The 13449-nt window shown below is 66.4% G+C and carries 13 protein-coding genes; 8 read left to right on the plus strand and 5 right to left on the minus strand.

The annotated features are described in order from the left end of the window. The first annotated feature begins 138 nt into the window (after positions 1 to 138). The 6 genes from BAY61_RS00400 (at position 139) to BAY61_RS00425 (ending at position 6522) form a co-directional block, all read left to right on the plus strand. Entirely contained in the window at positions 139 to 1875 is a 1737-nt protein-coding gene (locus BAY61_RS00400) for a BCCT family transporter (protein WP_091801028.1), read from the plus strand. Next, entirely contained in the window at positions 1872 to 2519 is a 648-nt protein-coding gene (locus tag BAY61_RS00405; RefSeq protein WP_091801031.1) for an ABC transporter permease, read from the plus strand. The genes BAY61_RS00400 and BAY61_RS00405 overlap by 4 nt, the downstream gene beginning before the upstream one ends. Next, positions 2512 to 3696 (plus strand): ABC transporter ATP-binding protein, encoded by a 1185-nt coding sequence (locus BAY61_RS00410; RefSeq protein ID WP_091801033.1) that lies wholly within the window; start codon positions 2512 to 2514, stop codon positions 3694 to 3696. Before BAY61_RS00405 ends, BAY61_RS00410 begins: the two co-directional genes overlap by 8 nt. Further along, complete coding sequence (locus BAY61_RS00415; protein WP_091801036.1) at positions 3693 to 4472, plus strand: ABC transporter permease; 780 nt, start codon at positions 3693 to 3695, stop codon at positions 4470 to 4472. The genes BAY61_RS00410 and BAY61_RS00415 overlap by 4 nt, the downstream gene beginning before the upstream one ends. After that, the gene (locus tag BAY61_RS00420) at positions 4469 to 5431 is read left to right on the plus strand and encodes a glycine betaine ABC transporter substrate-binding protein (RefSeq protein ID WP_091801039.1); all 963 of its coding nucleotides are present in this window, start codon (positions 4469 to 4471) and stop codon (positions 5429 to 5431) included. The genes BAY61_RS00415 and BAY61_RS00420 overlap by 4 nt, the downstream gene beginning before the upstream one ends. Before the next feature lie 158 nt (positions 5432 to 5589). Continuing rightward, the gene (locus tag BAY61_RS00425) at positions 5590 to 6522 is read left to right on the plus strand and encodes a TauD/TfdA dioxygenase family protein (RefSeq protein ID WP_091801043.1); all 933 of its coding nucleotides are present in this window, start codon (positions 5590 to 5592) and stop codon (positions 6520 to 6522) included. Here BAY61_RS00425 and BAY61_RS00430 read toward each other — a convergent pair whose 3' ends face one another. Next, positions 6523 to 6996 carry a DUF6474 family protein gene (locus tag BAY61_RS00430; protein WP_091801046.1) on the minus strand — a complete coding sequence of 158 codons (474 nt, stop codon included), beginning with the start codon at positions 6994 to 6996 and terminating at the stop codon, positions 6523 to 6525. Between the two features lie 100 nt (positions 6997 to 7096). Here BAY61_RS00430 and BAY61_RS00435 point away from each other — a divergent pair, with 100 nt between their 5' ends. Next, positions 7097 to 8731, plus strand: a complete 1635-nt coding sequence (locus BAY61_RS00435; protein WP_091801048.1) for a TM0106 family RecB-like putative nuclease — start codon at positions 7097 to 7099, stop codon at positions 8729 to 8731. A gap of 57 nt (positions 8732 to 8788) precedes the next feature. Here BAY61_RS00435 and BAY61_RS00440 read toward each other — a convergent pair whose 3' ends face one another. Further along, on the minus strand, positions 8789 to 9547 hold the full coding sequence (locus tag BAY61_RS00440) for an SDR family NAD(P)-dependent oxidoreductase (RefSeq protein WP_091801051.1): 759 nt from the start codon (positions 9545 to 9547) through the stop codon (positions 8789 to 8791). A gap of 264 nt (positions 9548 to 9811) precedes the next feature. Here BAY61_RS00440 and BAY61_RS00445 point away from each other — a divergent pair, with 264 nt between their 5' ends. Next, complete coding sequence (locus tag BAY61_RS00445; RefSeq protein WP_091801053.1) at positions 9812 to 11587, plus strand: gamma-glutamyltransferase family protein; 1776 nt, start codon at positions 9812 to 9814, stop codon at positions 11585 to 11587. Between the two features lie 4 nt (positions 11588 to 11591). Here BAY61_RS00445 and BAY61_RS00450 read toward each other — a convergent pair whose 3' ends face one another. The 3 genes from BAY61_RS00450 to BAY61_RS00460 are packed head-to-tail and all read right to left on the minus strand — an operon-like array spanning position 11592 to position 13388. Continuing rightward, on the minus strand, positions 11592 to 11960 hold the full coding sequence (locus BAY61_RS00450; RefSeq protein WP_091801056.1) for an ester cyclase: 369 nt from the start codon (positions 11958 to 11960) through the stop codon (positions 11592 to 11594). Next, positions 11957 to 12853 (minus strand): VOC family protein, encoded by an 897-nt coding sequence (locus tag BAY61_RS00455; RefSeq protein ID WP_091802392.1) that lies wholly within the window; start codon positions 12851 to 12853, stop codon positions 11957 to 11959. Before BAY61_RS00455 ends, BAY61_RS00450 begins: the two co-directional genes overlap by 4 nt. Beyond that, positions 12846 to 13388 (minus strand): RNA polymerase sigma factor, encoded by a 543-nt coding sequence (locus BAY61_RS00460; RefSeq protein WP_091801058.1) that lies wholly within the window; start codon positions 13386 to 13388, stop codon positions 12846 to 12848. The genes BAY61_RS00455 and BAY61_RS00460 overlap by 8 nt, the downstream gene beginning before the upstream one ends. Positions 13389 to 13449 lie beyond the last annotated feature (61 nt).

The raw sequence follows: 13449 nt of genomic DNA on the forward strand, positions 1-13449 counted from the left end.
CGCAACGGTGGTTTCACGTCATCGGGGTCCGAGTCCGCGCCATATCTCTGGGTGGCGCGAAGCCAAGGGCCTATGGTGCTAGCCCGAACGGATTAAAACGCTCTGGAAGGGAGGTCGCGTCCACCAGGGCGCGAAGGTATGGCTGAATCTGAGGATCCGACGTCGCACGATGCGCAGGTCGAGGGTTCCGGTGCCACGAGGGGCGAGGCCGACTCCGACGCCGTCAGCGCACCTGAGGAGCACGTACCCCTCGCCACCGCCGCTGACCAGCCAGCGGAGACCGATCGCACGGTCTTCGGCATCGCGGCGGCGATCGCGCTCGGCATCGTCGCCTGGGGCGTGATCTCCCCGAGCAGCCTCGCCAATATCGCCGACACGTTGCTGAACAAGGCGGTCATCCCGTACGGCGGTTGGGCATTCGTTCTCACCGCCAGTGCTTTTGTCGTTTTCGCCATTTGTGTCGCGATCAGTCGTTACGGGCGAATTCGACTCGGGCACGACGAGGAAAAGCCCGAATTCCGAACCGTGTCATGGATTGCCATGATGTTCAGCGCCGGTATGGGTATCGGACTCATGTTCTTCGGCGTTTACGAACCGGTCGCCCACCTCGCCGAGCCGCCGCCAGGCGGGCCACAGCCCTACTCGGACGAGGCCGTGCACACGGCGATGGCGACCACCCTGTTCCACTGGACCGTTCACCCGTGGGCGATCTACGCGGTGGTCGGGCTCGCCATCGCGTACAGCACCTTCCGCAAGGGGCGAAGGCAGCTCATCAGTGCCGTGTGCGCGCCCCTGATCGGCAAGCGGCGCAGTGAGGGGCCGCTCGGCAAGGCCATCGACGTCATGGCCATCTTCGCGACGCTGTTCGGCTCCGCTGCCTCGCTCGGCCTCGGTGCGTTGCAGGTCGGCGGTGGGCTGGCATCGGTCGGCTGGATCGAGAATCTCGGTACCGGGTTACTCGTCGCGATCATCGCCGTACTGACCGTGGCCTTCATCGCCTCGGCCGTGTCCGGTGTCGCGAAGGGCATCCAGTGGCTTTCGAACATCAACATGGTGCTCGCCGCGGTGCTCGCGGTGTTCGTGCTGGTGGTCGGCCCCACCGTGCTGATTCTGAACCTTGTTCCCAACGCGATCGGCGACTACTTCCGCGAGTTCGCCCAGATGTCAGGCCGCTCCGGCGTCACGGGTGGCGACGAGATGCAGACCTGGCTCGGCAAGTGGACGGTCTTCTACTGGGCGTGGTGGATCTCGTGGACCCCCTTCGTCGGCATGTTCGTCGCGCGGATCTCGCGTGGCCGCTCGATCCGGGAATTCATCGGCGGCGTCATCGCGGTACCCAGCGTGGTCAGCCTCGTCTGGTTCGCCATCTTCGGCGGTGCCGCGATCGACCGGCAGCGGGCGGGCGTCGACATCGCGGGGTCCGGAAGTGAAGAAGAAGCGACCTTCCGGCTGCTGGAGACTTTGCCCTGGTTTGTACCCATCGCCGTAATCGTGATGATTCTGGTATCGATCTTCTTCGTATCGGGAGCGGATGCGGCATCAGTGGTGATGGGAACGCTTTCGCAGCGCGGATCCGTGGAGCCGAAACGCAACGTCGTGATCTTCTGGGGCGTTGTGATGGGTGCCATTGCGGCCGTGATGTTGCTCGTAGGGGGAGACAATGCGCTGGCTGGGTTGCAGAATCTGACGATCCTTGTCGCGGTGCCATTCGTGATTGTGATGATCGCGCTGTGTATTTCAGTGTGGCGTGATCTGCGCCGCGACCCGCTCGTCATCAGAGAGGACGAAATGATGCGATCGCTACAGGAGATCCATGCTGAGCGAAGTGACAAACAGAAGACCCGTCGGCGTCCGTTCCGGGGCCGTCGGCCGTGAATCTGTTCGACTACATAGCCGATCGCTGGGATCGGCTCGCTCTCCAGTCATGGCTTCACGTCAGTGAGGTCGTGCAGTCGACGATCATCGCGGCGATCATCGGCGTGCTGATCGGGATCGCGGTGTACCGCAGCCCCGTCGGCTCGGCGGTGGCCACCGCACTCGCCAGTTCAATTCTGACGATCCCCTCGTTCGCACTGCTCGGCCTGCTCATCCCCGTTTTCGGCCTCGGACCGACACCTACGGTGATCGCACTTGTGCTGTACGCGTTGTTGCCGATCACACGCAACACGATCGTCGGGCTCGCCGGAGTCGATCCGGCGATCACCGACGCCGCCAAGGGCATCGGCATGGGTCGCGTCGGTGTGCTCACCAGGGTCGAACTCAGGCTGGCGTGGCCTGCGATCCTCGCGGGGATGCGGGTCGCGACCCAGATGCTCATGGGCATCGCGGTCATCGCCGCCTACGCGAAGGGCCCAGGGCTCGGCAGCGAGGTGTTCTCGGGACTGACGAGAGCCGGTAGCGCGAACGCGACCAACCAGGCTCTCACCGGAACACTCGGTGTCGTGATCCTCGCCCTGATCTTGGAGGGCATCTACTTCCTCATCGCTCGTTTCACAGTCTCAAGGGGTATCCGTGCCTGAAAACGTCAGTGGCGTCGAGATCCAGTTGGACCACGTCAGCAAGCGCTATCCGGGCACGAAGGAGCCCGCCGTCAGGGACGTCACCATGACGATCCCCGCCGGCAAGATCGTGATCCTCGTCGGGCCATCCGGCAGCGGGAAGACCACGACCATGCGGATGATCAACCGGTTGATCGAGCCGACGTCGGGCACGATCACCATCGGCGGTGAGGACGCGCTCAGCCTCAACCCGGACACGCTGCGCCGCAAGGTCGGTTACGCCATCCAGCAGGCCGGGCTGTTCCCGCACTTCACGGTCGCGCAGAACATCGCGGTCGTACCCGGCCTGCTCGGCTGGGACAAGAAGAAGATCAACGACCGGGTTCACGAGATGATGGAGCTCGTCGGACTCGATCCCGACGAGTACAGCAGCCGCTATCCCCGCCAGCTTTCCGGCGGGCAACAGCAGCGTGTCGGCGTCGCGAGGGCACTGGCGGCCGACCCGCCCGTGCTGTTGATGGACGAACCGTTCGGCGCCGTCGACCCGATCACAAGGGGCAATCTGCAAGACGAGCTGCTGCGGCTGCAAACGGAGTTGCGCAAGACGATCGTCTTCGTCACGCACGACTTCGACGAGGCGGTGAAGCTCGGTGACCTGATCGCCGTTCTCGGCGACCAGTCGACCATCCTCCAGTACGACACGCCGGAGGCGATCCTCGCCAACCCCGCCAACGACACGGTCGCCGGATTCGTCGGTGCGGGCGCCTCGCTCAAGCAGCTCACGCTGCTGAGGGTTCGCGACGTCGCCTACAACGACACCGCGCTCACCGCCGTCAGTTCGAGCGAATCGCCATCCACTCTGCGCAAGCGGATGTCGGACGAGGGCAAGACCTACGCGCTGGTACTCGACAGCCGCAACCGGCCGCTGCGCTGGGTACACGTGCGGGACCTGTCGACCGCGAGTTCCTTGAGCACGGCTGGAAGGCCGGTCGGCGACTCGGTCAGCACCCAGTCGACGTTGCAGGACGCGCTTGAGGCGATCCTCGCCGAAGGCGGCAACGCCGTCGTGACGGGGTCGCGTGGCGAATACGTCGGCACGATCGACATCAAGACGGTCACCGACGTCATCCAGCAGCTGCGCGAAGGGCACGAATCCGGCAACGGTTCGGAGCGCGAACCGGGGAGCGCGGTCTCGTGAGCAGTACGACGGCGATCAAGGGCTTCTCAACGGAGTCGGGCTCCCGCCGCGCCGACAGGGTCAGGTTGCTCGCGCAGCCGATCGCTGTGGTCGTCATCGTCGGCGCGGTGCTGGTGTGGGCCTTCACCCGCGACAACGACGAGATCGAGGCCCAGTCCATCCAGGCGAGCGTGCTGTTACAGAAGACGTGGGAGCACGTGCTGATCACGCTGGTCGTCGCGGCCATCGTGATGCTGGTGGCAGTTCCGCTCGGCATGATGCTGACGCGGTCGTGGGCGAAGCCGGTGGCGCCGGTGTTCATCGCGATCGCCAACATCGGCCAGGCCGCACCCGCGCTCGGTGTGATCGTGTTGTTCTTCCTGTGGACGGAGTGGGAGGGCCTGTGGTGCGCCGCGCTGCCGATCGCCTTCTACTCGCTGCTTCCGGTGCTGCGCAACACCATCACCGGTATCCAGCAGGTCGATCCCGCGCTCGTCGACGCGGGGAGGGGAATCGGCATGTCCGGATCAGCCGTGCTGCTCCGCATCGAGGTGCCGCTCGCCATCCCGTTGATCCTGGCCGGTCTTCGCACGTCCCTCGTGCTCGCCGTCGGTACCGCCACCCTGGCGTTCTTCGTCAACGGTGGTGGGCTCGGTGAGCTGGTCGACACGGGTTACAAGCTCAACCGTGTTCCTGTCCTCGTTGTCGGTGCCGTGCTGGCTGTGGGCCTTGCCCTGCTGATCGACTGGCTCGGTGCGCTGCTTGAGGAGTACCTGGGACCGAAGGGACTGTCATGAGGCGCAGAAAGATAGGGGCGATCGTCGGTGCGGCGCTCATGGCTTCGGTGTCGGCCTGTGGACTCGACGTCAACGCCGCGGTGCCTTTCGACGTCGAGCCCGGCTCCATTCAGCCGATTCCGGAGCTGGAGGGAGTCGACGTGACGGTCGGTTCCAAGGACTTCACCGAGCAGATCGTTCTCGGCTACATCGCGGAACTCGCCATCGAGGCGGCAGGCGCGAACGCCATCGACCTGACGAACATCAACGGTTCCAACAGCGCGCGGTACGCGTTGATCGACGGTCAGATCGATCTGCAATGGGAGTACACGGGAACGGGCTGGCTGTCCTATCTGGGACACGACAAGCCGATTCCGGAGGAGATGGCCCAGTACGAGGCTGTTCGCAAGGAGGATCTCGAACTCAACGGTGTCGCGTGGTTGCCGTACTCGGAGGTCAACAACACCTACGCGTTCGCGACAACGGAGGCGTTCGCGCAGAAGCACGACCTGAAGACGACCTCGGACATGACGGAGTTCCTGAAGCAGAACCCCAACGAGGCGGTTTTCTGTGTGGAGACCGAGTTCGCGAGCAGGCCGGACGGCATGCCTGGCGTGCAGAAGACCTACGGATTCCCTGTGACGACGACGAAGACGTTCGGCACTGGCGCCATCTACGCCGCGACCGCCAGCGGTACCTGCAACTTCGGTGAGGTCTTCACGACCGACGGCAGGATCGCCGGGCTCAACCTGCGGGTGCTTGAGGACGACAAGAAGTTCTTCCCGCAGTACAACGCATCGGTGACCATGCGGGCGGACTTCCTCGAACAGCATCCGCAACTCGCCGAGGTGATGGCTCCGATCACCGAGGCACTCGACAACGACGAGATCATCGAGATGAACAAGGAGGTCGACGTCGACGGGCGCGACCCTGCGCACGTGGCGAGGGACTGGATGGTCGAGAAGGGATTCATCTCCTAGCCAGAGTCGTCGTCGGCCTGAGATCATGCGGGTATGTCTGCTGTGTGGGACCGCCGTGGTGTCGTTGCCCTGCTGCTGCGACGTGGTCGCCTCGGCTCTCCGCCGAGGACGGGGTGTTGCTGACTCCCCGTACCCCGCGACAGTGAGGACATACCCGCATGACTCTCGACCTGTCCGCTGACCGCACCCTGCGCGAATCCAGGGTGCCGTCCGGCGGGATCCTCGAAGGCCCCCGTGTGCTCGACCGCCTGCCGGAGGGGGTCGAATCCGCGCCTTACGAGTTGTTCGAACTCCGGCCGCTCGGCAGGATCATCGGCGCGGAGATCGGCGGCGTTCACCTCGGTGACCCGCTGACTCCAGCGCTGCGTGCCGAACTCGACAGGGCACTGCTCGAATGGAAGGTGCTGTTCTTCCGCGACCAGGACATCACCCCCGAACAGCAACGAGCCTTCGCCTCGGAGTGGGGCGAGCTGGAAACCAACCCGTTCATCCCCACCGGCGACACCGCCGAGGTCACCAGGTTCACGAGGGATTCGGGGATGCCCGCCTTCGAGAACATCTGGCACACCGATGTGACCTTCCGGCCGAATCCTGCTCTCGGTTCGGTGTTGCGGCTGGTCACGGTTCCGCCGGTCGGCGGGGACACGATGTGGGCGGACATGGCCGCCGCTTACGACAACCTGAGCGACGACGTGAAGTCCCGCATCGAGGGGCGCCTCGCGGTACACGACTACATCCCCGGGTTCGACAGGTTCGCCGATCGTGCGCTGCTTGCTTCGTGGCAGGACCGGTTCCCACCCGTCGAGCACCCCGTCGTGCGGAGGCATCCGGAGACCGGAAGGCGGACCCTCTTCGTCAACCAGGCGTTCACGACGCACATCGTCGGCATGGACCGGGCCGAAAGCGACGAGTTGCTGCACCTGCTGTTCACGCAGGCGCACGTCCCCGAGTACCAGGTTCGGTTCAGGTGGACGCGGAACGCGGTGGCGTTCTGGGACAACAGGGCGACCCAGCACTACGCGGTGAACGACTACGCGCCACACGTGCGCGTCGCCGAGCGCGTCGCCATCGCGGGCGACCGGCCGAGGTAGTCAGATGCCGAGGCGGTGCAGCAGCTGACCTTCGATGTGTTCGAGTTCGGCTGCCACCGCCTTGTGCGCCGCCTTGCGGCGAGTACCCGGCATGCGCTCGGCTGCCCTCACCGAAGCGGAAAGCTGTTCGAGGGTGCCCTGGCCGCGCTCGACGAAGCGAAGGTCGTCGTCGGTGACCTTCGGCGAGCGGCGTAGCTCGGCGAGCCCGTTGCTGGCTCCCGCGATGCGAGCGAGCAGCGTGCCTCCCTTGCCGGTGTACTCGCTCAGCTGCTCGATGTTGACGCCGAGTTTGCGGGCTTGGTACCGGTCGTATGCCTCCCGCGCGACGCCCGCCGCTCTGACCGCGAGCGGGGCGAGGACCGGTACGGCGGCCGGGACGACCACCTTGGCAACACGGATGGCGTTGCGTGCCTTCTTCGGCGTCAGCCCAGCCTCGTGTTCTGCCTCTGCGGCCTTGTCCGCTTTGCGCGCCATCGCCCTGCTCACCTCCGCGTGTCGGTTGTGTTGAACTTACTTGCCGCCCGCCGGGCGGGCACGTCGGCTCGGTGTCGGTGGTCTCTCATAAAGTGAACGCATGGGTAACGAGGTGCTGCTGGACGCGGGAGTCGTCACACGCTGCCGCAGGCGCGTGCATCTCGACCACGATCCGACCATGCGAGGTGTGCCGCTTTCGCCGCCCGATCCGGCCGCTGAGCAGCGGATCGCCGACGCCAGGGACCACAGGGCGGCGATCGCCAGCCGGTTGAGGCAGGGGACGGAGGGTGAGTGGGCCGTCATCCCGAGGCTGACGGCCGTCGAGCGAGTCGAACTCACCGTGAACGCGCTCGCCGAGGGCATTCCGTTCATCTCGGGCGGCCTGCTGCCCGCCGACGAGGAGGGCGGCCGTCGCGGCGGAGTCGATCTGCTGGTCAGAACCGACGAGGGCTACGTCCCCGTCGTCGTGGTGCGCCACCGCATCACCGACCCCGGCGAGGGGGCGCCCACGACGGCGCTGACCGATCTCGACCCGGCACACGCGCGTGCGGACACCGATCGCAAGGTGCGATCCCACCCCCGTGACCAGCTGAAACTCGTGCACGTCCGCAAGCTGCTCGCGGCGGCCGGATTCGCAGAGCGACGGCGAACGGTCGGTGGTGCCATCGGCCTCGATGCCGATGTCGTCGTATGGCACGACCTGAGTGCGCCGACCTGGCCCGGCGGCCGCACCGCGATCGACGAGTACGAGGAGCGGTTCGCCGACCGGCTCGCCGTCGCCACCGCCGCGGCCACCCGCGGCGAGGCACTTGCCGAACCCTCGCGGATCCTTGAGTGCAGGCGGTGCCCGTGGTGGCCGGTGTGCGAGGCGGACCTGAACAGGGTCAGGGACGTCAGCCTCGTCGTGCGCGGTGAGGACGCCTCGGAATTGCGCAAGGCCGGGGTGTCCACGGTGGACAAGCTGGCCGCGCTCGACGCGGCCGACGAGTCGCCGATCGTGTGGACGGGTACGACGTTCTCCGACGCCGTCGCCCTCGCGAGGGCGTGGCTCGCGGATCTGACGGTAGTGCGCAGGGTCGACGAGGTCACCGTGCCGAGAGCGGACGTCGAGGTCGACATCGACATGGAGAGCTTCGGCGACTCGGGTGCCTACCTGTGGGGTTGCCTGCTCGGCGGCGCCGACATCGGGCTGCCCCGTGGCTACCGGGCTTTCGCGACGTGGGAGCCGTTGCCGACACAGGACGAGGCCCGTTCGTTCGCCGAGTTCTGGGCGTGGCTTTCCGATGTCAGGCAGCGGACGGCGGCCGCGGGTCTCACCTTCCGCGCCTACTGTTACAACGCGCTTGCGGAGAACCGCTGGCTTTTCGGTTCGATCGAGCGATTCGCCGGGATGGAAGGTATTCCCGGCAGGGTCGAGCTGAAGTCCTTTGTCGACTCCGAGGAGTGGGTCGATCTCTTCCGCAGCGTCTCCGACCAGTTCCTGTGCTCGCACGGCAAGGGGCTTAAGGTCGTCGCTCCGGTCGCGGGTTTCCGGTGGCGCGATCCCGAAGCGGGCGGAGAGGCGTCGATGCGCTGGTATCGCGACGCCGTCGGCATGGACGGGGCCGCCCCCGATCCTGGTCAGCGCGAAAGATTGTTGCGGTACAACGAGGACGACGTGCTGGCGACGCAGGCGTTGCGCGAGTGGATGAGTGGTCCGGCGATGAAGAGCGTCCCGTTCATGGGCGACCTCTGAGAACGGGCGGCCCACCCGGCGAATTGTCCACAATGGATGCCGGGCGGGCCGGCGTGCTTACCGGGGTGCCATGCGCAGCGAACCGTCGAGACGGATGACCTCGCCGTTGAGGTAGTCGTGCTCGACGATGTCGATGGCGAGCTGTGCGTATTCATCCGGCCGGGCAAGGCGTTTCGGGAAGGGCACGCCTGCGGCGAGGCCCGCCCTGAACTCGTCGCTCACGGTGGCGAGCATCGGGGTGTCGACGATTCCGGGCGCGATGGTCATCACGCGGATGCCCTGCGAGGCCAGGTCGCGGGCAGCGGGGAGGGTCAGGCCGACGATGCCGCCTTTCGATGCCGAGTAGGCGACCTGCCCGATCTGGCCGTCGTAGGCCGCGACCGACGCTGTGTTGATCATGACCCCGCGCTGGTCGTCGGCGAGCGGTTCGGTTTTGGCGATGGCCTCCGCCGCGACGGTGACGACGTTGAAGGTGCCGATCAGGTTGATCTCGACGACCTTGCGGAACAGGTCGAGGTCGTGCGCTCCCCGCTTGGAGAGGATCCTGGCCGATGGCCCGATGCCAGCGCAGTTGACCACGGTGCGCAGCGGGACGCCGGAACTCGCCGCGGTCTCGACACCGGAACGCACCTGGTCGGGATCGGTCACGTCGGTTTCGACGTAGCTGATGCCCTCGACCTGCTCCGCGTTCTGGATGGCTGGACCGAGGTCGAGGGCGAACACGCGAGCGCCCTTCGCGGCGAGCGCCTTCGCGGTCGCGCCGCCCAGTCCGGAAGCGCCGCCCGTGACGATGGCTGCGGTGTCGGCGATCTGCATGTGCTGTCCTCTCCTACGTGGCAAAACCCGCCACTAGGTTAACGCTCGTTCGCGTAGATTCGGCCCCGCACTGTGGCCGTGCTCACGGTGGCTCACCGGGTGGTGAGCCGACGTCGCTTTGGTGGAGAGTTGCCGCCAACCTGGGCGAATAACGCACAATGTCCCTGTTCAGGGCGTTGCTCCCAGGAAATCCGCGATTACACGTAGATTTCGAACCGTTACCGTTAGTTGAGCAAACAAAGCTTTCGCGTTTAGGGTCGGCGGGTGTTCACAACCAGACCTGAGCTCGTCGGTACGCGCGGCATGGTGGCCTCGACGCATTGGCTTGCCTCCTCCGCGGGGATGGCGGTACTCGAAGACGGCGGCAACGCCTTCGATGCCGCCGTCGCGGCCGGGTTCGTGCTCCAGGTCGCGGAACCGCATCTCAACGGGCCGGCCGGTCAGGTTCCCGCGCTCTTCGCGACCGCCTCGAACCGCACGCCGAGGGTGCTGTGCGGTCAGGGCGTCGCTCCCGCCGCCGCGACTCCCGAGTACTACGCCGATCTCGGTCTCGACCTGATTCCCGGCAGCGGCCTGCTTTCCGCGACCGTGCCGGGAGCATGGGACGCCTGGCTGCTGCTCTTGCGCGATCACGGAACCAAGCGACTGCGGGATGTGCTGTCCTACGCCATTTCCTATGCGTGGAACGGTGTTCCCGTCGTTCCCACGATGACCCAGACGATCGACTCGGTCGCCGAACTGTTCGCCGTCCACTGGCCGAGTTCGGCGCGGCTATGGTTGCCTGCCGGTGAGACACCGGCGCCAGGATCCTTGCACCGCAACCCGACCCTCGCTCGTACCTGGCAGCGCCTGCTCGGCGAGGCCGAGCAGGCGCAGGGAAGGGAAGCGCAGATCGACGCCGCGAGGAGGGCGTGGTCGCACGGGTTCGTCGCCGAGACCATCGGTGCGTTCTGCGAGACGGCCTACCGCGACGATTCCGGGGCGGCGCACGCCGGACTGCTCACGGCTGCCGACCTCGCCTCGTGGGAGGCGACCTACGAGGACGCGGTGATCACCGAGTTCGACGACTGCACGCTCGTGAAGTGCGGGCCGTGGACGCAGGGGCCCGTGCTGGCGCAGCAACTCCGGTTGCTGGAAGGCTTTCGCGACGAGCTGTCCTATGTGGATGGAGTGCCGACGGCGGCGACGATCCACCTCGCGACCGAGTGCGCGAAACTTGCCTTCGCCGACAGGGAAGCCTGGTACGGCGACACCGGCGAGGTCGACCTCGACCTCCTGCTTTCGGCGGACTACGCGGCGCAGCGGCGGAAACTCGTCGGTGACACCGCGTGCGCCGAATTGCGACCTGGCGGGCCGGCCCCGGTGTTGCCGAAGATCCTCGCCGAAACGCTCGGCGGCCAGCCCGCGATGGGCCCGCACGGCGAACCGGTGGTGAACCGTGCCGGAACGACGAGGGGAGACACCGTCCACATCGACGTGGTCGACGCCGATGGCAACATGGTGTCGGCGACGCCGTCCGGCGGCTGGTTGCAGTCCTCGCCGACCATTCCCGAACTGGGTTTCTGTCTCGATTCGCGGGCGCAGATGTTCTGGCTCGAACAGGGCTTGCCCAACTCGCTCGCGCCGGGCAAGCGGCCCCGCATCACGCTGTCGCCTTCGATGACGTTGCGGGGAGGGGAGCCGACGCTCGCCTTCGGCACGCCAGGTGGTGATCAGCAGGACCAGTGGCAACTCTGCTTCCTGCTCGCTCACAAAATCGCCGAGATGAATCTCCAGCAGGCGATCGACGCTCCCGCGTGGCACAGCACGGCTTTTCCCAGTTCGTTCTATCCGCGACCGTGGACCGAACGCGGGCTCGTGGTGGAGTCGCGGGTCGGCGAGCCGGTGCTCGCCCAACTAGCCGACCGTGGTCACGACATCGTCGTCGCGGGGCCGTGGGAACTCGGAAGGCTTTCCGCCGTTTCCCGCGACCCCGCGAGCGGGATCCTGCGTGCCGCGGCCAACGCCAGAGGTATGCAGGGTTACGCCGTCGGGCGCTGAACTCTCACGAAGGGTCTTCGGCGATCACCCAGTATTCGGTGAACCGGCCGGATTCGTGCCGGAGCAGGTCATGGCCGTGGAACTCGACCGGCGAACCCTGATAGCTGCCCTTTCCTCGCCACCTGGCCGCGATGAGGTCGCCATCGCCGATGGGCCCGACAACGGCCTCGAAGGTCAGCTCGTCGAACATCTCCCTGCCCTCGCGGATGACCGCCGCGAGTTCGTCGGGGCCGTGGACGAGGCCGGGTCTTCCCGGCCAGCTTCCGACGAAATCGGGTGCGACGACCTCGGCCGCGATTCCTTCCAAAGTGGACAGGTTGCCGTTCCACAGTTCGCCGAGCCAGCGTTGGTACAGCGTGCTCGCCTCGCTCATGCCTGCCACAACCAAAACTCGATTCCCTGGTTGTCGACGCAGTCGGCGGTGCGCCCGTACGGTTCCTGCTTGACTTCCCTCACCTGACCCTCACTGTTCCTCACTCGCGTCACCGCGGCGTCCAGATCGTCCACCGCGTACATCAACTTCCAACCGTCGTAGGACTGCCCGCCCCACAGACCGGAGTCGGGAAGTCCGCTGCCTTCGATGCGCGATGCCCTCGGCACCCTGCCCTCACCGAACTGCCAGCCCAGTACCGCGCCGTAGAACGCCTTCGCGGCTTCGTCGTCGCCGACCGTGAGGGTGAAGTAGCCCGCTTCTCCGTGCCGTGGGTTGGCGACCCCTGCCGACGAGGAGCGGGGGGCGAGGCTGACCAGCCAGCGCTGACCGTAGGGATCGCGGATCGAACCGGAAAGCCCGTGCCCGGTATCGGCGACCTCACCGATCTGCTCGGCGCCCCGCGCCACCGCCCTGCGCACGGTTGCCTCCACGTCGGGCACCTCGACCCGAAGCGAGGCGCCTCCGTCGCCTGCGACGTGCCCGATCTCGGGGAACTCCTCCGCGAGCATCAGCACGGAGTCGCCGATCGCGACCTCCGCGTGCCCGATCCTGCCGTCCGGCATCACGATCGGCTCCGCCCTGCGGGTCGCGCCGAACACCTCGACATAGAAGTCGAGCGCCTCTCGTGCGTCCGGCACCGCGAGATACGGCGTCAGTGAATGCACCTGTGCCTGTGTCGTCGGCTCCGTCGTCGTCATGTCTCCTCCGTTCAGTACCGCGGCCCTGAGCGCGTCGCGCAGCTCCGCTGCGAAAACCGGGTCGGGAGCGACAGGCTGGGCAGGCAGCCGGAGGGCATCGAATGGATCGCCGAACGAGTCAGTCGAGTCAGTCACGGTCACCCTCCCTTCCCTCGTGTCCCTGATGTCTCTTGTAGTTCTGGCGGAAGGCGTTGCGGGCCCTGACCAGCAGCGCCTCGGTCGCGTGCACGGTGCGATCGAGCTGCCGTGCCACCTCGGCGACCCCCAGCCCGTCCAGGTAGCGCAGGGTCAGCGCGGCCCTGTGTTGTGGCCCCAGCTCAGCCAGCACCTGCCTGGCGAACAGGGTGTCCAGCTCGCCAGGCCACGGGTCGGTTTCCTCCTGCTCCGTGTTGTGCACGAGCCGCAGGCCCCTTTCCTCGCGTTCTCGTCTGCGCCAGTGATCGACGAGCTTGTTTCGCGCGATGCCGACGAGCCAGGCGGTGCTGATCACGCCGGGATCGCGCCTCCTGCACGTCTGCACGGCTCCGAGAAAGGTCTCCGAGGTCAGTTCCTCCGCCAGTGAGCGGTTTCCGCAACGGGCCAGCAGGTAGCCATACACCTCCGGCAACGCCTGCTCGTAGAGGTTGAGCAGCGCGAATGCCGGATCCGGCCGCATCCGTGGTTCCGTCACACCCCCATCGTCGTTCGGCGGAAAGGGTCTCCGACGCCCCTGCCGCGTTTTTTCACGCTTT

It is taken from the genome of Prauserella marina, from assembly GCF_002240355.1.
Taxonomy (GTDB): domain Bacteria; phylum Actinomycetota; class Actinomycetes; order Mycobacteriales; family Pseudonocardiaceae; genus Prauserella_A; species Prauserella_A marina.